Here is a 19,894-nt window from a genome sequence, read left to right on the forward strand (position 1 = left end):
CGATGGCCGTCTTCCGCTCCACGCCCCGGCCGCCGAGGATCCCGGCCGCCGAAGGACGTCCGCCCGTACGGTCCTTCCGCGGCTACCGGCTCGCCGTACCGCCCGTGTCCGGGATTCTCCGGCCCCGGCTGGTGGCGCTGTGCGCGCTGCTCGCCGCCGCCGTCTTCCTCCTGTTCTGCTGGGAACTGTCGATCGGCGACTACCCGATCGCCTTCACCGATGTCGTACGGGCCCTCACCGGCTCCGGCGACCCGGCCACCGTCCTGGTGGTACGGGAGCTGCGGCTGCCGCGGGCCCTGGTCGGCCTGCTGGCCGGGATCGCCTTCGGCGTCTCCGGTGGCCTCTTCCAGACCATGACCCGCAATCCGCTCGCCAGCCCGGACATGATCGGCCTCACCCAGGGCGCGGGCACCGCCGTGGTGGCGGGCATCGTGCTGGGCTGGGACGGCGGGCTCGGCACCCAGACGCTCGGACTGCTCGGCGCGCTCGTCACCGCGCTGGCCGTGTACGCGCTCGCGTGGCGGCGCGGCGCGACCGGCTACCGGATCATCCTGGTGGGCATCGGGGTGGCCTGGATCTGCACCAGCGCCACCGACTACCTGATGGCCAAGGGCGGCCGCTTCCAGGCGCAGGCCGCCCTCGGCTGGCTGGTGGGCAACCTCAACGGCCGGACGTGGTCCCAGACCGTGCCGCTCGTCGCCGCCCTGGCGGTGCTGCTGCCGGCGGCGCTGTTGCTGGGCCGGCTGCTGCGCACCCTGCAACTCGGCGACGACGTCGCCACCGGCCTCGGCACCCGGGTGCAGCCGGTGCGGCTCGCCGTCCTGCTCACCGGCGTGGGGCTGATCGCCTTCGCCACCGCGGCGGCCGGCCCGGTCGCGTTCGTGGCGCTCGCCGCACCGCAGATCGCCCAGCGGCTGGCGGGCACCGCCTGGCCGCCCACGGTCGCCTCGGGGCTGGCCGGGGCGCTGATGGTGCTCGGCGGCGACCTCATCGCCCGCACCCTGATCTCCGGCACGGAGCTGCCGGTGGGAATCGTCACCGGCGTGCTCGGCGCGCCCGTCCTGCTCTGGCTGCTCGTCCGCGCCAACCGCGCGGGCTCAGGAGGTTGATCCATGTCGGCTGATCCCCTGTCGGCGCCCGACCCGGACCTGCGGGCGAGTGGTCTGCGCCTGGCCTACGACAACCGGACGGTGGTGGAGGGCCTCGACCTGGCCGTACCCCCCGGCCGGATCACGGCCATCGTCGGCGCCAACGCCTGCGGCAAGTCCACCCTGCTGCGCGCCCTGGCCCGGCTGCTCGCGCCGCGCGGGGGCGCCGTCCACCTCGACGGCCGGGATCTGCGCTCCATCCCGACCCGGGAGCTGGCCCAGCGGCTGGGCATCCTGCCGCAGAGCCCGGCCGCGCCGGACGGGCTGACCGTCATCGACCTGGTGGGGCGCGGCCGTTCACCGCACCAGACGTGGTGGCGGCAGTGGTCGAGCGCCGACGAGCAGGCCGTCCACCGGGCGCTGGCCGCCACCGGCATGGCCGAGCTGGCGGACCGGCCGCTGGACGAACTGTCCGGCGGCCAGCGCCAGCGCGCCTGGATCGCCATGGCGGTGGCCCAGGGCACCGCGGCGCTGCTGCTGGACGAGCCGACGACCTATCTGGACCTGGCGCACCAGATCGATGTCCTGGACCTGGTCACCGACCTCAACCGGCGGGAGAGCCGCACCGTGGTGATGGTGCTGCACGACCTCAACCAGGCCTGCCGCTACGCCGACCACGTGGTGGCCATGAAGGCGGGGCGGATCGTCGCCGAGGGCGCCCCCGCCGAGGTCATCACCGCCGAGACGGTCGAGGACGTCTTCGCCCTCAGCTGCCAGGTCGCCCCGGACCCGGTCAGCGGCACCCCGATGGTCATCCCGATGGGGCGCCACCACCGGGAGCGCCGGATATCGACTTAGCGCCGGCCTGGTGGCCGGGGACCGAGTCCGCCTCCTGGGGTGGGCCACCGAGTGGGCGGCCCGCGGCCGCACACCCACCACGCACCGTCACGGCACCGACCCGACCTGACCCGACCATGAAGGACCACTGATGCGCGGCTCTTTGAGAGGCACCCGGCTCGCCGCGGTGCTCGCCTCCGTACTGCTCCTGTTCGGCACCGCCACCGCCTGCGGCTCCGGGGAGGACTCCGGGACCGACGACGGGAAGCCGGCCGCCTCGGGCGGCGCCTTTCCGGTGACCATCGCGCACAAGTACGGCACCACCACCGTCAAGAGCGAGCCCAAGCGGATCGTCACGGTCGGACTGACCGACCAGGACGCCGTCCTCGCCCTGGGCAAGGTTCCGGTCGGCACCACCGAGTGGAACGGCGGCTACAAGGGCGCCATCGGCCCCTGGGCCCGGGACGAACTGGGCGACGCGGAGACGCCGACCGTGCTCAAGGACACCGGCACAGGGCCGCAGACGGAGAAGATCGCCGCGCTCCGGCCGGACCTGATCCTCGCGGTCTACGGCGGCCTCGCCAAGGAGCAGTACGAGACCCTGTCGAAGTTCGCGCCCGTGGTCGCCCAGCCCAAGGAGTACAACGACTTCGGCGTTCCGTGGCAGCGGCAGACCGAGATCATCGGTACCGCGCTCGGGCAGCAGACCAAGGCGAAGGAACTGGTCAAGGGCGTCCAGGCCGATTTCAAGGCCGCGACCGCCGAACACCCGGCCTTCGCGGGGGCCGACGCGGTGATGGCCACCCCCTACGACGGCATCTTCGTCTTCGGCAGCCAGGACCCCCGCTCCCGTGTCCTCACCGATCTCGGCTTCACCCTCCCCGCCGACCTGGACAAGGTGATCGGTGACGAGTTCGGCGCCAACATCAGCAAGGAGCGCACCGATCTGCTGGACACCGACGCGATCGTGTGGATCGTCGCCGACCCGGCCGAGGACGAGGCCAAGCTCGGCAAGAACCCCCTCTACGCCGATCTGAAGGTGGCTCAACAGGACCGCGAGGTGTACGTCAAGGAGTCCAGCGACTACGGGAACGCCATCTCCTTCGTGACGGTCCTGAGTCTGCCGTACACGCTCGACCGGCTGGTCCCGCAACTGGCCGCCGCGGTCGACGGCAAGCCCGCCACCAAGGTGACACAGCCCGCGTCCTGACCGCGACGGGCGCCTGCCCGGCCTCGTCGGGGCGAGGCCGGGCAGGGTTCCCGGGGGTCCGGGCTGATCACCGAACGGCGTCCGCGTACTCCTCGGCCCGGGCCGCTTCCGCCGCCGGCCCCTCCTCGCGGTGCTTTCCCGCAGCCTTTCGGGCGGCCTTTCGGGCGGGCAGGACCGCGACGACGATCAGGGTTCCGACGGCCATGATGGCGGCGCCGATGAGGCTGGTGTGGGCGACGGCGTGGGCGAAGGACTCATGGACCGCGTCGACCAGGGCCTGGGCCTGCTGCGGCCCGCCGCCGGGGTTCTTCGCGACCTGCTCGGCGACGGCGAGGCCGCCACCCGCCGAGTCCTTGGCGATGTCCAGCGCGGCGGCCGGGAGGTGGCCACCGACCAGGTCGGTCAGCTTGTCGCGGTAGGCGGTGCCCAGCAGCGAGCCGAGGATCGCGATGCCCAGAGAGCCGCCGAGTTCCAGCGCGGTGTCGTTGGCACCGCCGCCGACGCCCAGCTCCGACTCGGGGAAGGAGCCCATGACGGTGTCGGTGGCCGGGGCCAGGCTCAGGCCGATGGCGAAGCCGAGCAGCAGCAGCGGCGCCAGGAAGTCGGTGTACGCCGAGCCCGACTCGATCCGCGTGAGCAGGAAGACGCCCGCCGTGCCGATCGCCATGCCGGTCCCGACCACCGGCTTCACGCCCAGCTTCGGGGCCAGCCGGCCGGTCACCGCGGCGCCGGCGAAGACGGCTCCGGCCAGCGGCAGCAGTCGGATGCCGGTCTCCAGCGCGTCGTAGCCGAGGATGAACTGGAGGAACTGGGTGGCGTAGTAGATCGAGCCGAAGGTGCCGAAGAAGAAGAACAGCACCGCGAGCATCGAGCCGCTGAAGGCGCGCTCCTTGAACTTGCGCACGTTCAGCATGGGGTGCGGGTGGCGCAGCTCCCAGGCGGCGAAGGCCAGCAGGCCGACGCCGGCGACCACGGCCGCGGTGACCGGGCCGACGCCCCACCCGAAGTGCGGACCCTCGATGGTCGCGTAGACCAGGCTGCCGACGGAGACGATCGAGAGCAGACCGCCGACGTAGTCGATCCGGCCCATCTTCTCCGCCTTGGACGGCGGCACCAGGAGCAGCGCGCCGACGACGCCGAGGACCGCGACGGGGACGTTCATCAGGAAGGTGGAGCCCCAGGCGTGGCTCTCCAGCAGCCATCCGGCGGCCAGCGGGCCGGCGGCGATGGCGAGGCCGGAGGTGGCGCTCCAGGCCGTGATGGCCTTGGCGCGCTCCGCCCTCGGGAAGATCGCGACGAGCAGGGAGAGGGTGGCCGGCATCACGACGGCGGCGCCCACACCCATGATCGCGCGGGCGGTGATGACCAGGTTGGTCTCGTCGACGAGGCCGCCCATCACCGAGCCGCCCGTGAAGATCAGCAGGCCCAGGATCAGCGCACCGCGGCGGCTGTACTTGTCCCCGATCGAGCCCAGTACGAGCATCAACGCGGCGTACGGGACCGTGTAGCCGTCGATGACCCACTGAAGGTCACTACTGGACAGGCCGAGATCCCGCGTCATGTCGGGCGCCGCCACGATCAGTGACGTGTTCGCCATGACGACGATCAGCAGGCTCAGGCACAGCACCAGCAGGGCCCACCAGCGCCGTGGATAGGGCGCCGTCATCTTCTCGGCCGGTGTGTTGACGAAGAACGGCATCGGAGCTCCTCAGTGCGTAGCGGCGGCTACGGGGATGCGCGGATCGGCGGGAGCAGTGCGAGCACGGCCACGGCACCGCGGGCAGTTATTTGCCCATCGATGTGCAGACTAATTTGTTGCCCATCGATGTGCAAATATTGAGCCGCCCTCTCCCGCCAACCGGAGGTCCGACATGACCAGCACGCACGTCACGGGGGGTGGGCGCCGCCGGACGCGGCACACCCGGGCCCGCATCCTCGAGGCGGCACGGCAGGAGCTCGGCCGCGATCCCGACAGCAGCCTCACCGACATCGCCGAGGCCGCCGGCGTGGTGCGCCGCACCGTTTACGACCACTTCGCCGGCCGGCCGGCGCTGATCGAGGGGCTCGCCGCGGACGCCGCGGAGGCACTGAGACGCGCCCTCGCGGGCGTGGCGGCCCCGGACCCCGACGCCGCCACCGCCATGGCGCGCTTCGTCCTGGCCCTGTGGCCCGTCGGCGACCGCTATCGCATGCTGCTGAGGCTCGCGCCCCAGGGCCTGGGGGCGGAACGCGCGAACGAAATCCTCTCCCCCGCCCGCGACATGGCGACGGCGATCATCGAGCGCGGGCAGCGGCAGGGCGTCTTCCGGACCGGCGTTCCGCCCGCGCCGCTGAGCAGAGCACTCGAGAGGCTTCTGCTGGCACTCCTGGAGTGCGTGAACACCGGGGCCTTGAACGACGACGGCACACGCACCGCGACGGCCGCCCTGATCGCGGTGGGCGCGGACGGCCGCCTCGCCGTCGCCCGGGTCCAGGAACTCGGCCGTACCGAGCCCGTCAGCGCTTAGGTCAGCCGTCGGAGGCTTCGGCTCGCAGCTCCGACGCCATGTCCTCGACGATCACGGTCGCCGACTGATCGGACACACCCGCCGCGACCAGCGAGGCCACCGCGGTGCGCGTCCCGTCGTCCTCCCACGTCCCCGCGTTGACGCTCTCCAGCAGCGAGAGGGTCAGGGCCTCCAGGGCGGCGCTCAGCACCGCCGCGGGCAGGTGGTCGTGGAACACGCCCGCCCCCTGGCCTCGCTCCAGGATGGCGGTGGCCTCGTCGCGGGCCGGGGCGAGGATCTCGGACACCCGTTCCGTGCCCAGGTCCTGGCGGGCGAGCGCGAGAAGCAGCCGGTAGCGGTCGCCGACCGGCCAGATCGACAGCACGAACCGGGCCAGGGCCCGCTGGGGCGTCTCCTCGGCGCCGGGCGCCCGGGTCACGACGCCGCGCAGAGCCTCGGACGCCTCCTCGGCGAGGGCGTCCAGCAGGGCCGCGCGCCCCGGAAAGTGCCCGAAGAGCGTACGGCGGACCACCCCGGCGGCCCGCGCGATCTCCTCCAGGGTCACATCGGGGTTCCGGCCGAGCTCCTCCCGGGCGGCGGCCAGGATGCGCGCCCGGTTGGAGCGCGAGTTGCGCCGCATCGGTTCACGGACGGCGGCGCGGACGGCAGGCTTGGGCAAGGCACTCATCCCTCGTCAGTCGAGCTCGGCCGCACGGCGGACGAGGGCCTGCCGGGTCTCGGCGCGACGCCGCTCGAAGCGGTTGCGGGACGGTGCTGACGTCGGCATACGTGTGAGTCTAGCAACGCGGGCTTCGACGTCACATTTCTGATGATTTCATCACCTTTCCCCGTTTTCCGGCGCCGCTGAGGGCCGGAACGGTCTTCTCCGGGCGGGCGAGGGAGCGGGCCCCGAGGCGGAACTGGGCGAGTTTGTCGACGATGGTCCGGCCGACCGGGGTGTGGCCCCAGACGCTGATGCCCTGGTGCGTGCTGGGCTCCCAGGTGCTCTCGTCGATCACGAGGGGGTTCCAGCCGACCTCCCACTCGAACCCCGAGGGCGTGCGGGCGTAGTAGGACAACTCCTTGTCGTTGGTGTGCTGACCGACGGACAGGGCCATGCCGAAGCCCAGTTCATGCACCCGCTCATAGCTGCGAGCCAGGTCGTCGAGGTCGGCGGCCTGGATGTTGAGGTGCTGGACGCGGGTGTGGACCGGGTCGATCGGCAGACCACGGACGGCGGCGATCGCGAGGGAGTGGTGTCGCTCGTTGACGCGCAGGAAGCGGATCCTGAGCTTGACGCCGCTGATGGTCTCGTCGATGCGGTCGGTGAGACGTGCGTCGAAGACGGTGCTGAAGTAGCGGCGCATCAGGCCCGGTCTGGCCGAGGTGATCGCGACATGGCCCATGCCCGAGTCACCCGTGATCCATCCGGACGCGAGCATCCGCAGGGGTTCCGGCGAGACGACCGGCGTGGTGCAGATCTCCTGGGCGATGCCCTTGGGCCCGGGGAACCGCAGCAGGCGTTCGACTCCGCGCGTCCTCGCCTCCTCGGCACTGCCCTCGACGACGGGGACGCCATGGGCGCGTACCCGGGCCTCGATCCGCTCGAAGGTGGTGTGGTCGTCGAGGTGCCAGCCGGTGGCGACGACGTCCTCGGCAGGTCCGCGCCGCAGCAGGAAACGGCATTCGTGGTCGTCGAGGCGGAAGCGCATCAGGCCGGCGTCGAGGCCGTCGTGGTGCATGCCGATGGCGTCGGTGCCGAAGCGGCGCCAGTCGGCGAAGCGGTTGGTCTCGATGACGAGGTAGCCGAGATGGACCGCGCCGAAGACGGACGGGGCGTCGTACGTGCTCACCGGCGGCCTGCCAGGAAGTCGGCGCACATCCGGTTGAACAGCTCGGCGCGCTCCCACTGCACCCAGTGGCCGGTGTTCGCGACCATGTACAGATCGCAGTTGGGCATGCGCCCGGCCAGCATCCGGCCACCGCTGGGCCGGTTGACCCTGTCCGCGGCACCCCACAGCACCAGGGTGGGCACGGATAGCCGGGCGAGCCGGGCGTCTCGGCCTCACCTCGGCCCCGATGCGGCGGCTCCTGGGCGTCGACGAGCCCGACTTCGGCCATCTGCTGGACGACATGGTCCACCGCGACGCCGGCCCCTTCCCCGCCGCCTGCGTCCCAGCCGCGCGCTACTGCCTGCCCCGCGTCGAACCCGAGATCTGCTTCCGCCTCGCCCGGCCCCTGCGCGGCCCCGACATCACCGTCGAGGATGTACTCCACGCCACCGACGCCGTCGCGCCCGCCCTGGAGATCGTCGACAGCCGCATCCGCGACTGGAAGATCACCCTCGTCGACACCGTCGCCGACAACGCCAGCTCCGCCGGGCTCGTCCACGGGCCCTGGACGCCCCTGGCCGATGTGCCCGACCTCGCCGCCGTCACCACCGAGCTGCTCGTCGACGGCGAGCCGGTGGCGTCGGGCAGCGGGCGCGAGGTGCTGGGCCATCCGGCCGCCGCGGTCGCCTGGCTGGCCAACACCCTCGCCACCTTCGGTACGGCCCTGGAACCGGGCCAGGTGGTGCTGCCCGGGGCCATGACCACCGCCCCCTCAGTCCGCGCCGGCCAGCGGGCCGAGGCGCGCTTCGGTGGCCTCGGGCCCGTGTCGGTGACGTTCGTCTGACCCGTTCGAGAGAAGCCGGGAGGCCTGCCCCATGACCACCACCCCCCGCCGGATCGACGTCCACCACCACCTCGTCCCGCCCCTCTACCGCGACGCGCTCGCCAAGCGCGGCATCACCGAGGCGGGCGGCCGCACCCTGCCCGACTGGAGCCCCGAGTCGGCCCTGGAACTGATGGACCTGCTCGGCACCGCCACGGCGATCCTCTCCGTCTCCACCCCCGGCACCGGCTTTCTCACCGACCCGGCCGAAGCCGCCACCCTGGCCCGGCGCCTGAACGACTGCTCCGCCGCGCTCACCGCCGAGCGCCCCGACCGCTTCGGCTGGTTCGCCACCCTGCCCATGCCCGATGTCGACGCGTCGGCCAAGGAGGCCGAGCGGTCCCTGGCCGAGCTGGGGGCCGACGGTGTCACCCTGCTCGCCAACAACCGGGGCATCTATCTCGGCGACGCCGGCCAGGACGCCCTGTGGCGGGTCCTCGACGCACACAGCGGCGTCGTGCTCGTCCACCCGGCCGAACTGCCCGCGCCCGCCGTCGACGGCATCCCGCCGTTCGCCACCGACTTCCTCCTCGACACCACCCGCGCCGCCTACCTCCTCGTACGCAACGGCATCCCGCGCAGGTACCCGAACATCCGGTTCATCCTCAGCCACGGCGGCGGCTTCCTCCCGTACGCCTCCCACCGCATGGCCGTCGCCCTCGGCAGCGACACCGGGCGCAGCCCCCTCGACATCCTGGATGACTTCCGTGGCTTCTACTTCGACACCGCGCTCTCCTCCAGCCCCACCGCCCTGCCCACGCTGCTCGCCTTCGCCCGCCCCGGCCATGTCCTGTTCGGCAGCGACTGGCCGTTCGCGCCGGCCGCCGCCGGCCAGTACTTCGCCAACGGCCTCGACAGCGGCGTCGGCCCCGGCACCCTCCCGGCCGTCAACCGCACCAACGCCGAGGCGCTCTTCCCCCGCCTGGCCGGCGCCCCCACGCCTGCTCCGGCCCGTCCGCTCCCGGTGCGGCTGCGCCAGTCCGCGCAGCGGGCCGGCGCCCGCCTCTTCTTCAAGCTCATCCAGCCCGGGACCAACTGAGGGCCCCTCACCACCGGCTACGGGGAGCTCACGCCCGTGGCGGCCTCCTGCTCCTCGTAGGCCGGGCCGGAGGCCGGACCTCAGGCCTCGGCCTTGATCTTCTTCATGGCGAGGTGGGACGTGATCCGCTGGACACCGGGCAGACCGGTCAGCTTCCCGGTCACAAAACCCTCGTAGGCCGCGTGGTCGGCGACGGCCACGCGGAGGAAGTAGTCGGGGCGGCCGAACATCCGGTGGAAGTCCACGACCTCGTCGTATCCGGCCACCGTGTCCTCGAACGTCTCGATGGTCTTCTGGTCGGTGGCGTACACCTCGACCTCCACCCACACCTGGAGGCCACGCCCGAGGGCGACGGGGTCGACGACCGCCCGATAGCCGACGATGACGCCGGCCTCCTCAAGACGCTTGACCCGGCGCAGACAGGGCGCCGGGGTCAGGCCGACCCGTTTCGCCAACTCGAGATTGGTCAGTCGGCCATCCTGCTGGAGTTGAAAGATGATTGCGCGGTCGACGACATCCAGTTGCGATTGATTGCCCATGATCGGATTCTAACGCCACTATTGGCAATCAAAATGCCCGATTTTCCTTCTATCATTTCCCATATGCGAGAACCGACTGTCGCAGAACACTCCGCCCTCCCCCATCCCGCCCCGCCTCCCGGTGCCGCCTCCGACCTCCGGTCCGCTCTCAGGGACTCGGGTTCCGTGGGCCTGGGACTGGTGCCCCTGGGGCTCGCCTTCGGAGTGTTCGTGACCCAGTCCGGTCTCGACTGGTGGTGGGCGAGCGTGTTCACCAGCCTGATCTACGCCGGATCGTTCGAGTTCCTGCTGGTCGGCCTGCTGGGCGCGGCGGCACCCTTGACGACGATCACCCTGACCGCCTCCCTGGTGAACGTCCGCCATGTCTTCTACGCGCTGTCCTTCCCCCTGGACCGTGTGCGGGGCGGACTCGCCAAGGCCTACAGCACCTTCGCCCTCACCGACGAGGCCTACGCCCTGACCACCGGCGAGCGGGCACGTTCCTGGTCGGGGCGGCGCGTCATCTGGCTCCAGGGCTTCATGCACCTGTACTGGATCGGTGGGGCCACCGCCGGCGCCCTGCTCGGTTCGCTCATCCCCGACGGCGTCACCGGGCTCGACTTCGCCATGACCGCCCTCTTCGCCGTGCTGGCCGTCGACGCGGTGCGCGAGCGGCGCGGCGATTTGCCCACCCCCCTCCTGGCGCTGCTGAGCGCGCTGGTGGCGCGGCTGGTCCTGCCCGGTCAGCCGCTGTTGGGCGCCTTCGCCCTGTTCACCACCGCGCTGTTGGCGCGCCACGCCATCGCGCGCAAGGGGGCCTCACATGCCTGATCCCCTGTACGTCCTCTCGGCGGTCGTCCTCTCCGCCGCCGTCACCTGGGCGCTGCGCGCCCTCCCCTTCACCCTCCTGGCACCACTGCGCGCCAGCCGGACCATCCAGTACCTGAGCACCCGCATGCCGGCGGGGGTCATGGTGATCCTGCTCGTCTACTGCCTGCGGGACGTGCCGATGAGCGCGTCCGGCGCGGTGGCCCCGCTGGTGGCGCTCACCGCCACGGTCGGCCTCCACCTGTGGCGCCGCAACGCTCTGCTGAGCATCTTGACGGGCACGGCCGCCTACGTCGCCCTCACCAGCACCGTCTTCGCAAGCTGACGACCTCGCAGGCCGAATCATTGAAGATCAGATCAGAGAAATTAAGCTTTGCGCGTTGACGCCTTAAAAAACTCAAGATAAAAATGAATCAACAGCATGCCGCCGAGAACAGGGGAGCCGAGGGTGGACTGGCAGGAACTGACGGACCTGACGCAGGGGCAGCCGTTCGTGGTCGAGCGGATCCGGCTGGTCGGCAGCGGCGTCGCGGTCGAGGGTCAGTTCGAGCCACCGCAGCTGGCACGGCTCGGCGTCGACGACCAAGTGTTCGTCGCCGCGTTCGTACGGTCGCACGGTTCGATCAAGGAGATGGAGCGGATCTTCGGGGTGAGCTACCCGACGATCAAGTCCCGGCTGAGACGGATCGCCGAGCACCTCGATTTCGTCGACACCGACCCGGCGCCCACCAGCGCCGACGTCATCGACCGCCTACAGCGGGGGGAGATCAGTGCCCAGGAGGCGCTGGCCGAGCTGGAGAGGTCCCGATGATCCCGCAGCTGGTCACGGTACGCCGTCGCCGCCCCGACGGCCGCTGGCGGCGGCTGTACGTCCCGGTCCTGCCGGTAGCGGTGGTGTTATCGCCGCTGCTGCTGCTCGCCGTGGTGGGCGGAGTGATCGCATGCCTCGCCACCCGGGTGAGCCCGGTGGGCGCGCTGCGCGGCGCCGGGCAACTGCTGTGGGCGCTGCCCGGCACCCGGTTCGAGCTCGACCAAGGCCGAACGGCAGTGCTGGTAAGCATCAGATGAGCCCGAGGGGAAGAGCAACGATGAACGAGCAGCGCCGCCAGATCCTGGAGATGCTGGCCGCGGGAAAGATCACCGCGGACGAGGCCGAGAGGCTGATGGACGCCCTCGAACGAGAACGGCCCGAGTCGCTGCCGGGAGCCACGACCCGCCCGAAGCGCCGGCCCAAGTACCTGCGCGTGGTCGTGAGCTGGGCGGACTACGGCGACGGGCCGGGCCACATCAACGTCCAGGTCCCGCTACAACTGCTGCGCGCCGGGGTCCGGCTCACGAGCCTCATCCCTCCGCAGGCGGTCACCAAGGTCAACGCGGAGCTGCACAAGTCAGGGGTACCGATCGACCTCGCCGAGCTCAAGCCGCAGCACCTCGAGGAGCTCGTCGAGCACCTCGACGAGGTCACCGTCGATGTCGACGACCCCGGCGGAAAGGTGCAGGTGTTCTGCGAGTGACACCGCCGCGGTCTCGGCCGCCCTCGACATCCCCGCGAGACACGTCCGGTTCATCGCGGCCGACCGGACCGACACCACGGTCGAGGCCCTGCCCGCGGACGCCCTGAAGGGCCGCGACGTGAAGGCGGCGGCGTCCCGCGGATCGCGCCTCACCGGCGAAGAACCGGATCCTCGGCAGCTCCGGATCCATTTGAGGTGACCATCCGGCTGCCCGTCGGCTCGGCGACCTCGCCTTCGAGGGCACGCAGGGGCTCGACCAAGTTCTACGAGGCCGCGAGCGCCCGTCTCACTCTCCTCGCCGCCAACGTGTCGGTCGACCGCCTGGGCGGCGGCCCAGCGGAGATCAACACCCCAAAAGGCGACATCCGGATCGCCGAAGCCGTGCGCGGCATGGTCGTACCGTGCACTCAGGCCGACGACGTGTCGGGCGCCGCCGCCCGCGGATTCTCCGCCTCCCTGGCCGCCGTCACCACCGTTGGCCTGAACGTCCACGCGACCACCGCCCACAGCAACGTCGGCATCGTTCGCGTCCAGGTCTGAGCACCGGCCCCGCCAACTCGCGCACTCCCCCCGTCACTTCAGCCTTCGAATGGGAGGGTCTTCTGTCATGCCCACATCCAGTCGGGGCGATGGTCCGCAGTCGCCGGCCGCCATCTCCACCGTCGGTCTCCGCAAGTCCTACGGCGACAAGACCGTCCTCGACGGCATCGATCTGCACATCCCGGCCGGGTCCGTGTTCGCGCTGCTCGGACCCAACGGCGCCGGCAAGACCACCGCCGTGAAGATCCTCTCCACGCTCATCACCGCCGACGGCGGGCAGGCCCAGGTCGCAGGCCACGACCTCGCCACGTCACCGGACGGGGTGCGTGCCGCGATCGGTGTCACCGGGCAGTTCTCCGCCGTCGACGGCCTGATCACCGGCGAGGAGAACATGCTCCTCATGGCCGACCTCCACCACCTCTCCAAGCGGGAGGGGCGGCGGGTCGCCGCGGAACTGCTGGAGCGCTTCGACCTGGTCGAGGCCGCGAAGAAGCCCGCCTCCACCTACTCCGGCGGCATGAAACGCCGCCTCGACATCGCCATGACCCTCGTCGGCAACCCACGCATCATCTTCCTCGACGAACCCACCACCGGCCTCGACCCACGCTCCCGCCACAACATGTGGCAGATCATCCGCGAACTCGTCACCGACGGCGTCACCGTCTTCCTCACCACCCAATACCTCGACGAAGCCGACGAACTCGCCAACCGCATCGCCGTCCTCAACAACGGCAACATCGCCGCAGAAGGCACCGCCGAAGAACTGAAGCGCCTCATCCCCGGCGGACACATCCGCCTCCGCTTCACCCACCCCGGCGCGTACCAGACCGCCGCCACCACGCTCCGCGAGGCCACCCGCGACGACGAGGCGCTGTCGCTCCAGATCCCCAGCGACGGCAGCCAACGCGAACTGCGCTCCATCCTCGACTGGCTCGACACCGCCGGCATCGAAGCCGACGAACTCACCGTCCACACCCCCGACCTCGACGACGTCTTCTTCGCCCTCACCAGCGCCACCAACCAGCCCAAGGAGAACGTCCGATGAGCTCCCTCTCCCTCGCCGCCCGCGACTCGAACACGATGCTCCGCCGCAATCTGCTGCGCGCGTGGCGCTACCCCTCCGGCACCCTGAACCTGCTGCTCACGCCGATCATGATGCTGCTGCTGTTCGTCTACATCTTCGGCGACGCGATGAGCTCGGGCATCGGCGGCGGCAGCGCCGACCGCTCCGAATACATCGCCTACGTCGTCCCGGGAATCCTGCTGATGACCATCGGCAGCACCGTCATCGGGGCCGCGGTGTCCGTCTCCATCGACATGTCCGAGGGCATCATCGCCCGCTTCCGTACGATGGCCATCCACCGCGGCTCCATACTCATCGGCCACGTCATCGGCAGCGTCCTCCAAGCCATCGCCAGCGTGATCCTCGTCGGCGCCGTCGGCGTGGCCATCGGCTTCCGCTCCACCGACGCCACCGCCCTCGACTGGCTCGCAGCCTTCGGACTCCTCGCACTCTTCGCCCTGGCACTCACCTGGATCGCCGTCGGCATGGGCGTGGCCAGCCCGAACGCCGAAGCCGCCAGCAACATGGCCATGCCGCTGATCCTCCTCCCGCTCGTCTCCAGCGCCTTCACCCCGATCGACGCGATGCCGGGGTGGTTCCAGCCGATCGCCGAATACCAGCCCTTCACACCCACCATCGAAACCCTGCGCGGCCTGCTCCTCGGCACCGAGATCGGCCACAACGGGTGGATCGCGGTCGCCTGGTCCATCGGCCTGGCCGCGCTCGGCTACCGCTGGTCGACGGCGTCGTTCAAGCGCGACCCGAAGTAACCGCCACGAGCGCGCGGGCCACCTCCCGCAGCTCGTCCCGCCCCAGCCAGGAAAGGCCGCCGCCCCTGACACCAGCACCGCAGCAGGCGATGCCATGGACATCAGAATCCATGGCATTCGATTCCTCACAGAAGTCACTCTTCGGCATTCTGCGCAATCGAATGCCGCGCTGTCTGAACTACCCTGCCATGAGTCGATAAGTGGGCTACATCCCACCGCGGAAAGGGACCGGAGATCGGCCCTCCACTACGCCCAGGAGTTCCGAAGATGACACACACGGCAGAGCGCCCCGTTTCCCCGCCCGAGGCGGAGATCGGCTTTGTCGGGCTCGGCGTGATGGGCCAGCCCATGGCTCTCAACCTCGCCAAGGCCGGTACCCGCCTCGTGGTGTGGAACCGGTCCACCGAGCGCGCCGAACCACTGCGCGCCCTCGGCGCGTCCGTCGCGGGCAGTGTGGACGAGGTGTTCAGCCGCACCCGCACGGTGATCGTCATGCTAGTCAACGAGCAGGTCACGGACGCGGTACTGGGCCGCGGCACGCCCGAGTTCGCGAAGCTGGTGTCCGGCCATGTCATCGTGTCCATGGGCTCGACCGCACCCGACTATGCGCGCGGGCTCGCGGCGGACGTCGACGCCGCAGGCGGCCGGTTCGTCGAGGCACCCGTGTCCGGTTCCAAGAAGCCCGCCGAGGCCGGCCAGTTGGTCGCCATGCTCGGCGGCGCTCCGGACACCGTGTCCGAGGTCCGTCCGCTGCTCGCCCCGATGTGCCGGGAAACCGTGGTGTGCGGTCCGGTCGGCAACGGGCTCCTGATGAAGCTGGCCGTCAACCTGTATCTGAACACCATGCTCGCCGGCCTGGCGGAAGCCGTGCACTTCGCCGACCGCCACGGCCTCGACCTCGACAACTTCAAGGAGGCCGTCGACGCGGGCCCGATGGCCTGCGGCGTCACCCGGGTGAAGATCCCCATGCTCATCGAGCGGAACTTCTCGGTCCAGGCGGCCACCTCCGACGCGTACGCCAGTACCCGGCTCATCGCCGACGCGGCGCGCGCCACGGGAGTGGCGTCCCCCCTGCTCGACCTGAGCAGCTCCCTCTACGGCGAGAGTGTGGGCCTCGGCAACGGCCGACTCGACATGGTGTCGGTCATCGAGGCCATCGAGGCCCGCACCGAAGCGATCGACCCGGCCAACCGCACCTGATGCCTCAGATGCCTCACAAACAGGAAGAAGGGCAGGCCTCCGTGAAGGAGCTGGACGCCATCGACCGCCGCATTCTCCGGGCGCTCCAGGAGAACGGCAGGATCCAGAACGTCGAACTGGCAGAGAAGGTGGGGCTGTCGCCCTCACCCTGCCTGCGCCGGGTGAAGATGCTGGAAGAGGCCGGAGTGATCGAGCGCTATGTGGCGCTGCTCAACCCGGCGAAGATCGGCATGGGCCTCACCGTGTTCGCACGGATCTGGCTGACCGGCCAGGACGCCGAAACCGTTGAACACTTCACCGAGGAAGTGAAGCTGCTGCCCCAGATCGTCGAATGCCACCTGATGGCGGGCGACTGCGACTTTCTGCTCCGCGTGGTGGCAGCGGATCTCGACGCCTACCGCAAGTTCCAGCTCGACCATCTGACACGCATCAGGGGTGTGCAGAGCGTCAAGACGGAGATCCCGATGCAGAAGATCAAGCTGACTTCCGAACTTCCGCTCTAAGGCAACTGTCACCACGGCGTTGAGGCACTTTCAAGTCTGAACCGACCAGCCCTCTACCGGACTGCCATATAAGTCCATGAACGTCTGGTCCTGACTGTTGCCTCTGCCGGATTTGGAGATGGTTCACTTGCCCAAGCCTCGGGGCGAGAGCGCGGCCGCCGGTCTTCCGTGGATCCTCTCCGGGCGTACCACCGCCGCCCTGCTCGCTCAGGCGCGACGGCTCCATGACCACGTCGCCGACCACCCTCGGCTCCCGGTGGAGGACATCGGCCACTCGCTGGCGCACACGCGTCCGGCGTCGGCGCACCGCGCGGCGGTGCTCGCCCCGGACCGGGAGGGGTATCTGCGGGGGCTCGACGCGTTGGCCCGGGGCGAGGACGCCCCCGGTGTCGTCCGGGGTACGGCGGCGGCTGCGGGCGACGGCGTGGTGTTCATCTTTCCCGGCCAGGGCACCCAGTGGCCCAGGATGGCGGCGGATCTCCTGACGACCAGCCCCGTCTTCCGGCAGGCCATCGACGACTGCTCGGACGCTTTCCAACCACACGTCGCCTGGTCGCTGGAGGCGGTGCTCCGGGGTGCTCCTGGCGCACCGCTCCTGGAGCGGACCGATGTGGTGCAACCCGCGTTGTTCGCCGTCATGGTCGGGCTGAGCGAGCTGTGGCGGTCCCACGGGGTCGAGCCGACGGCCGTCGTCGGACACTGCATCGGAGAGGCCGCTGCGGCTCATGTGGCCGGCGCCTTGTCGCTCTCCGACGCGGCGCGAGTGGTGATCGAGTGCAGCCGCGCCGAGATGGCGCTCTCCGGATGCGGGGCGTCGATCGCGGTCGCACAGTCCGAAGCGCAGTTGCGTCCGCTGCTGCGACGGTGGGCGGGCCGGCTGACGATCGCCGCGGTCAACGGCCCCATGGCGACGGTCGTGGGCGGCGATCGGGAAGCCGCCGAAGAACTGCTGGCCCACCTCGCCGACACCGGCGTCCGGGCCCGCGAGGTGGCGATCGACTTCGCCGCGCACACGGCCTTGGTGGACGTGCTGAGGGATGATCTGGTCGGCTCGCTGTCATCGATCGTCGCGGGGGCCTCGCGGGTGCCGTTCTACTCGTCGGTCACCGGAGGGCTCCTGGACACCGAAGGACTCGACGCGTCCTACTGGCACCGGAACGTCGCCACCACGGTCCGGTTCGAGAGCGCGACGACGGAGGTGCTGCGGGCGGGGCAACGGTGCTTCGTCGAGGTGAGCCCGCATCCGACGCTGGCCATGTGCGTGCAGGCCACCGCGGAGGAGGTGGTCCGCGGCGAGCGTGTGGTGGTCGCGCCGACACTGCACCGTGGCCAGCCGGGACTCCACGGATTCCGCACCGCGCTGGCCGAGCTGTACGTACGGGGCGCGCCGATTGATCCCGTACCGGCGTTCTCGGTGCCCGGCGGCCGTCCGGTCGAGCTGCCGACGGACACGTCCGACGACCCAGACGGCCCCGACGACACCGCGGACACCGCGGAACCCGGCACATCAGCCCTGGTGGACCGACTGGCTCCGTATTCTGTGGCGGAGCGCAAGCGGCGGCTGAGCGACCTGGTCCGCGCTGAGGCCGCCCATGTCCTCGGGAGCGTCGCGGAGGCCGACGCCGCGCTCCCCACCGTGGCGCGACAGGAGAACTTCGGCGCCATCGGCTTCGACTCGGCAGCCGCGGTCCAACTGCGCAATCGGCTCAGCGACGCCGCCGGGCTGCTCCTGCCCTTCACTCTGGCCTTCGATCACCCGACGCCCACCGCGGTCGCCGACCATCTGCACTCCCTCCTCTTCGCCCCCGAGGACACCGGCGCGGAGCCGAGCCCGGCCGACGGCCGCGGTCCGGCTGCCCCGGGGGGCGCGGCGATCACCGACGAGGACCCGATCGCCATCATCGGCATGGCCGGCCGGTTTCCCGGGGGCGCGCGCACCCCGGAGGAGCTGTGGGAGCTGCTTGCCGACGGCGTCGACGCGCTCTCCCCCTTTCCGTCGGACCGCGGCTGGGATCCGGAGAAGTTCTACGACCCGGACCCAGCCCGGCCCGGCACGTACTACCAGCGGGAAGCCGGTTTCCTGCGGGATGCCGACAAGTTCGACGCCGAGTTCTTCGGGATCAGCCCGCGCGAGGCGGTGGCGATGGATCCTCAGCAGCGACTGCTGCTGGAGACCGCGTGGGAGGCCATCGAGCGGGCGGGCATCGCCCCGGAGACGTTGCGCGGGAGCCGTACCGGGGTGTTCGCGGGTGTGGCTCCGCTCGACTACAGCCCCCGCATGCACCAGGCGTCACCGGAGCTGGAGGGCTATCTGGTCACCGGCAATATCGGCGCCGCCGCCTCGGGGCGGATCTCCTATGTCCTGGGCCTGGAGGGGCCCGCGATATCCGTGGACACGGCGTGTTCCTCGTCCCTGGTGGCGCTGCATCTGGCGATCCAGGCGCTGCGGTCGGGGGAATGCTCGCTGGCGCTGGCCGGCGGGGCGACCGTGCTGTCGACCCCCGGCATGTTCATCGAGTTCTCACGGCAGCGGGGACTGGCGCCGGACGGGCGCTGCAAGGCCTACGCGGCCGGGGCCGACGGCACCGGCTGGGGCGAGGGCGCGGGCATGCTGCTCGTGGAGCGGCTCTCCGACGCTCGCCGACTCCGGCACCGGGTCCTGGCAGTGGTGCGGGGGTCGGCCGTCAACCAGGACGGGGCGAGCAACGGCCTGACGGCGCCCAACGGTCCGTCACAGCAGCGTGTCATCCGCACGGCCCTGGCGAACGCCCGGCTGACGGCCGCGGACGTCGACGCGGTGGAGGGGCATGGCACGGGCACCAAACTGGGCGACCCGATCGAGGCGCAGGCGCTCCTGGCGACGTACGGGCAGGGCCGGTCGGGTGACCGGCCGTTGTGGCTGGGGTCGGTCAAGTCGAACATCGGACACACCCAGTGGGCCGCCGGCGTCATCGGGGTCATCAAGATGGTGCTGGCCATCCGGCGCGGTGTGCTGCCGCGCACGCTCCACGTGGACAGGCCGTCCGACTACGTGGACTGGTCGGCCGGGACGGTGCGGCTGTTGACGGATTCGGTCGCCTGGCCGGACCACGGTCACCAGCGCCGAGCCGGTGTCTCCTCCTTCGGTGTCAGCGGCACCAACGCCCACGTCATCCTCGAAGAAGCACCCGCCGCGGAGCCCGCCGACACCTCGGACGGCAGCCCTGTGGCCACCCGCCCGCCACTGCCTCTGCCCTGGGTGATCTCAGCGAAGTCCGCGCAGGCGCTGCGCTCTCAGGCACGACAGCTGCACGCGTTCGTGAGCGCCGAGCCGGAGCTGGATCCGGCCGATGTGGGGCACTCGCTGGCCGTGGGCCGGTCGGCCTTCGATCATCGCGCCGTCATCCTGGGCCAGGACCGCACCGACTTCCTGCCCGGCCTGGAGGCGGTGGCATCCGGCGAGCCCCATGCTTCGGTGGTGACCGGTCTGGCCGGCAGGGCCAGTGCCCGGGTGGTGTTTGTGTTTCCGGGTCAGGGTGGTCAGTGGGCCGGGATGGGACTGCGCCTGCTGGAAACCTCACCCGTCTTCGCCCAGTCCATCAAC

The 19,894-nt window shown here is 70.8% G+C and carries 21 protein-coding genes and 1 pseudogene; 17 read left to right on the forward strand and 5 right to left on the reverse strand.

The genetic code is table 11. The features are described from left to right. Positions 1–2 precede the first annotated feature (2 nt). The 3 genes from ABTY62_RS34215 to ABTY62_RS34225 all read left to right on the forward strand — a co-directional run bounded on the left by ABTY62_RS34215 (position 3) and on the right by ABTY62_RS34225 (position 3,135). The gene (locus ABTY62_RS34215) at positions 3–1,109 is read left to right on the forward strand and encodes a FecCD family ABC transporter permease (protein WP_352133301.1); all 1,107 of its coding nucleotides are present in this window, start codon (positions 3–5) and stop codon (positions 1,107–1,109) included. Between the two features lie 18 nt (positions 1,110–1,127). Then, positions 1,128–1,946 carry an ABC transporter ATP-binding protein gene (locus ABTY62_RS34220; RefSeq protein WP_502997577.1) on the forward strand — a complete coding sequence of 273 codons (819 nt, stop codon included), beginning with the start codon at positions 1,128–1,130 and terminating at the stop codon, positions 1,944–1,946. A 130-nt stretch (positions 1,947–2,076) separates the two neighbouring features. Continuing rightward, a complete protein-coding gene (locus ABTY62_RS34225; protein ID WP_352133303.1) occupies positions 2,077–3,135 on the forward strand; it encodes an iron-siderophore ABC transporter substrate-binding protein in 1,059 nt (352 codons plus the stop codon). A 67-nt stretch (positions 3,136–3,202) separates the two neighbouring features. Here the strand turns inward: ABTY62_RS34225 and ABTY62_RS34230 are convergent, their stop codons facing one another. Continuing rightward, on the reverse strand, positions 3,203–4,834 hold the full coding sequence (locus ABTY62_RS34230; protein WP_352133304.1) for an MFS transporter: 1,632 nt from the start codon (positions 4,832–4,834) through the stop codon (positions 3,203–3,205). A 172-nt stretch (positions 4,835–5,006) separates the two neighbouring features. On the opposite strand from ABTY62_RS34230, the gene ABTY62_RS34235 reads away from it, so the two are divergent. Beyond that, entirely contained in the window at positions 5,007–5,642 is a 636-nt protein-coding gene (locus ABTY62_RS34235; protein WP_352133305.1) for a TetR/AcrR family transcriptional regulator, read from the forward strand. A gap of 1 nt (position 5,643) precedes the next feature. Here the strand turns inward: ABTY62_RS34235 and ABTY62_RS34240 are convergent, their stop codons facing one another. The 3 genes and pseudogenes from ABTY62_RS34240 to ABTY62_RS34250 form a co-directional block, all read right to left on the reverse strand. Continuing rightward, on the reverse strand, positions 5,644–6,261 hold the full coding sequence (locus ABTY62_RS34240) for a TetR/AcrR family transcriptional regulator (RefSeq protein ID WP_352133322.1): 618 nt from the start codon (positions 6,259–6,261) through the stop codon (positions 5,644–5,646). 178 nt (positions 6,262–6,439) lie between these two features. Then, a complete protein-coding gene (locus ABTY62_RS34245; RefSeq protein WP_352133306.1) occupies positions 6,440–7,474 on the reverse strand; it encodes a VOC family protein in 1,035 nt (344 codons plus the stop codon). After that, a pseudogene (locus ABTY62_RS34250) lies at positions 7,471–7,683 on the reverse strand (alpha/beta fold hydrolase); the annotation flags it as partial. The pseudogene ABTY62_RS34250 and the gene ABTY62_RS34245, both read right to left, overlap by 4 nt. Positions 7,684–7,700: 17 nt before the next feature. Here ABTY62_RS34250 and ABTY62_RS34255 point away from each other — a divergent pair. Both ABTY62_RS34255 and ABTY62_RS34260 read left to right on the forward strand, forming a co-directional pair. Further along, positions 7,701–8,297 carry a 2-keto-4-pentenoate hydratase gene (locus ABTY62_RS34255; protein WP_352133307.1) on the forward strand — a complete coding sequence of 199 codons (597 nt, stop codon included), beginning with the start codon at positions 7,701–7,703 and terminating at the stop codon, positions 8,295–8,297. 31 nt (positions 8,298–8,328) lie between these two features. Further along, positions 8,329–9,375: an amidohydrolase family protein gene (locus ABTY62_RS34260; protein ID WP_352133308.1), complete on the forward strand. Its 1,047-nt coding sequence runs from the start codon at positions 8,329–8,331 to the stop codon at positions 9,373–9,375. A gap of 80 nt (positions 9,376–9,455) precedes the next feature. Here the strand turns inward: ABTY62_RS34260 and ABTY62_RS34265 are convergent, their stop codons facing one another. Continuing rightward, on the reverse strand, positions 9,456–9,914 hold the full coding sequence (locus ABTY62_RS34265) for an Lrp/AsnC family transcriptional regulator (RefSeq protein WP_352133309.1): 459 nt from the start codon (positions 9,912–9,914) through the stop codon (positions 9,456–9,458). Between the two features lie 165 nt (positions 9,915–10,079). Here ABTY62_RS34265 and ABTY62_RS34270 point away from each other — a divergent pair, with 165 nt between their 5' ends. The 11 genes from ABTY62_RS34270 to ABTY62_RS34320 all read left to right on the forward strand — a co-directional run. Further along, positions 10,080–10,724 (forward strand): AzlC family ABC transporter permease, encoded by a 645-nt coding sequence (locus ABTY62_RS34270; protein ID WP_352133310.1) that lies wholly within the window; start codon positions 10,080–10,082, stop codon positions 10,722–10,724. Then, a complete protein-coding gene (locus ABTY62_RS34275; protein ID WP_352133311.1) occupies positions 10,717–11,046 on the forward strand; it encodes a branched-chain amino acid transporter permease in 330 nt (109 codons plus the stop codon). The genes ABTY62_RS34270 and ABTY62_RS34275 overlap by 8 nt, the downstream gene beginning before the upstream one ends. A gap of 123 nt (positions 11,047–11,169) precedes the next feature. Next, a complete protein-coding gene (locus ABTY62_RS34280; RefSeq protein WP_352133312.1) occupies positions 11,170–11,532 on the forward strand; it encodes a DUF2089 domain-containing protein in 363 nt (120 codons plus the stop codon). Next, positions 11,529–11,789, forward strand: coding sequence for a hypothetical protein (locus ABTY62_RS34285; protein WP_352133313.1), 261 nt, complete (start codon positions 11,529–11,531; stop codon positions 11,787–11,789). Before ABTY62_RS34280 ends, ABTY62_RS34285 begins: the two co-directional genes overlap by 4 nt. 20 nt (positions 11,790–11,809) lie before the next feature. Next, a complete protein-coding gene (locus ABTY62_RS34290; RefSeq protein ID WP_352133314.1) occupies positions 11,810–12,235 on the forward strand; it encodes an SHOCT-like domain-containing protein in 426 nt (141 codons plus the stop codon). Between the two features lie 195 nt (positions 12,236–12,430). Beyond that, a complete protein-coding gene (locus ABTY62_RS34295) occupies positions 12,431–12,775 on the forward strand; it encodes a hypothetical protein (protein WP_352133315.1) in 345 nt (114 codons plus the stop codon). A gap of 67 nt (positions 12,776–12,842) precedes the next feature. Beyond that, positions 12,843–13,820: an ATP-binding cassette domain-containing protein gene (locus ABTY62_RS34300; RefSeq protein ID WP_352133316.1), complete on the forward strand. Its 978-nt coding sequence runs from the start codon at positions 12,843–12,845 to the stop codon at positions 13,818–13,820. Next, a complete protein-coding gene (locus ABTY62_RS34305; protein WP_352133317.1) occupies positions 13,817–14,608 on the forward strand; it encodes an ABC transporter permease in 792 nt (263 codons plus the stop codon). Before ABTY62_RS34300 ends, ABTY62_RS34305 begins: the two co-directional genes overlap by 4 nt. A 267-nt stretch (positions 14,609–14,875) precedes the next feature. After that, positions 14,876–15,808 (forward strand): NAD(P)-dependent oxidoreductase, encoded by a 933-nt coding sequence (locus tag ABTY62_RS34310; RefSeq protein ID WP_352133318.1) that lies wholly within the window; start codon positions 14,876–14,878, stop codon positions 15,806–15,808. Between the two features lie 41 nt (positions 15,809–15,849). Further along, positions 15,850–16,311: an Lrp/AsnC family transcriptional regulator gene (locus ABTY62_RS34315; RefSeq protein WP_352133319.1), complete on the forward strand. Its 462-nt coding sequence runs from the start codon at positions 15,850–15,852 to the stop codon at positions 16,309–16,311. Between the two features lie 127 nt (positions 16,312–16,438). Further along, positions 16,439–19,894, forward strand: a 3,456-nt coding sequence (locus ABTY62_RS34320) for a beta-ketoacyl synthase N-terminal-like domain-containing protein (protein ID WP_352133320.1), incomplete at its 3' end; no start/stop codon positions are given.

Origin of the sequence: Streptomyces sp. NPDC097640, assembly GCF_040302705.1 — a bacterium.
GTDB lineage: Bacteria > Actinomycetota > Actinomycetes > Streptomycetales > Streptomycetaceae > Streptomyces.

What these genes read in the sequence shown, in the direction of transcription:
- ABTY62_RS34215 (WP_352133301.1), top strand. Translation starts at nt 3, where the DNA reads ATGGCCGTCTTCCGCTCCACGCCCCGGCCGCCGAGGATCCCGGCCGCC.
- ABTY62_RS34225 (WP_352133303.1), top strand. Translation starts at nt 2,077, where the DNA reads ATGCGCGGCTCTTTGAGAGGCACCCGGCTCGCCGCGGTGCTCGCCTCC.
- ABTY62_RS34230 (WP_352133304.1), bottom strand. Translation starts at nt 4,834, where the DNA reads ATGCCGTTCTTCGTCAACACACCGGCCGAGAAGATGACGGCGCCCTAT.
- ABTY62_RS34235 (WP_352133305.1), top strand. Translation starts at nt 5,007, where the DNA reads ATGACCAGCACGCACGTCACGGGGGGTGGGCGCCGCCGGACGCGGCAC.
- ABTY62_RS34240 (WP_352133322.1), bottom strand. Translation starts at nt 6,261, where the DNA reads ATGCGGCGCAACTCGCGCTCCAACCGGGCGCGCATCCTGGCCGCCGCC.
- ABTY62_RS34255 (WP_352133307.1), top strand. Translation starts at nt 7,701, where the DNA reads ATGCGGCGGCTCCTGGGCGTCGACGAGCCCGACTTCGGCCATCTGCTG.
- ABTY62_RS34260 (WP_352133308.1), top strand. Translation starts at nt 8,329, where the DNA reads ATGACCACCACCCCCCGCCGGATCGACGTCCACCACCACCTCGTCCCG.
- ABTY62_RS34265 (WP_352133309.1), bottom strand. Translation starts at nt 9,914, where the DNA reads ATGGGCAATCAATCGCAACTGGATGTCGTCGACCGCGCAATCATCTTT.
- ABTY62_RS34275 (WP_352133311.1), top strand. Translation starts at nt 10,717, where the DNA reads ATGCCTGATCCCCTGTACGTCCTCTCGGCGGTCGTCCTCTCCGCCGCC.
- ABTY62_RS34285 (WP_352133313.1), top strand. Translation starts at nt 11,529, where the DNA reads ATGATCCCGCAGCTGGTCACGGTACGCCGTCGCCGCCCCGACGGCCGC.
- ABTY62_RS34290 (WP_352133314.1), top strand. Translation starts at nt 11,810, where the DNA reads ATGAACGAGCAGCGCCGCCAGATCCTGGAGATGCTGGCCGCGGGAAAG.
- ABTY62_RS34300 (WP_352133316.1), top strand. Translation starts at nt 12,843, where the DNA reads ATGCCCACATCCAGTCGGGGCGATGGTCCGCAGTCGCCGGCCGCCATC.
- ABTY62_RS34305 (WP_352133317.1), top strand. Translation starts at nt 13,817, where the DNA reads ATGAGCTCCCTCTCCCTCGCCGCCCGCGACTCGAACACGATGCTCCGC.
- ABTY62_RS34310 (WP_352133318.1), top strand. Translation starts at nt 14,876, where the DNA reads ATGACACACACGGCAGAGCGCCCCGTTTCCCCGCCCGAGGCGGAGATC.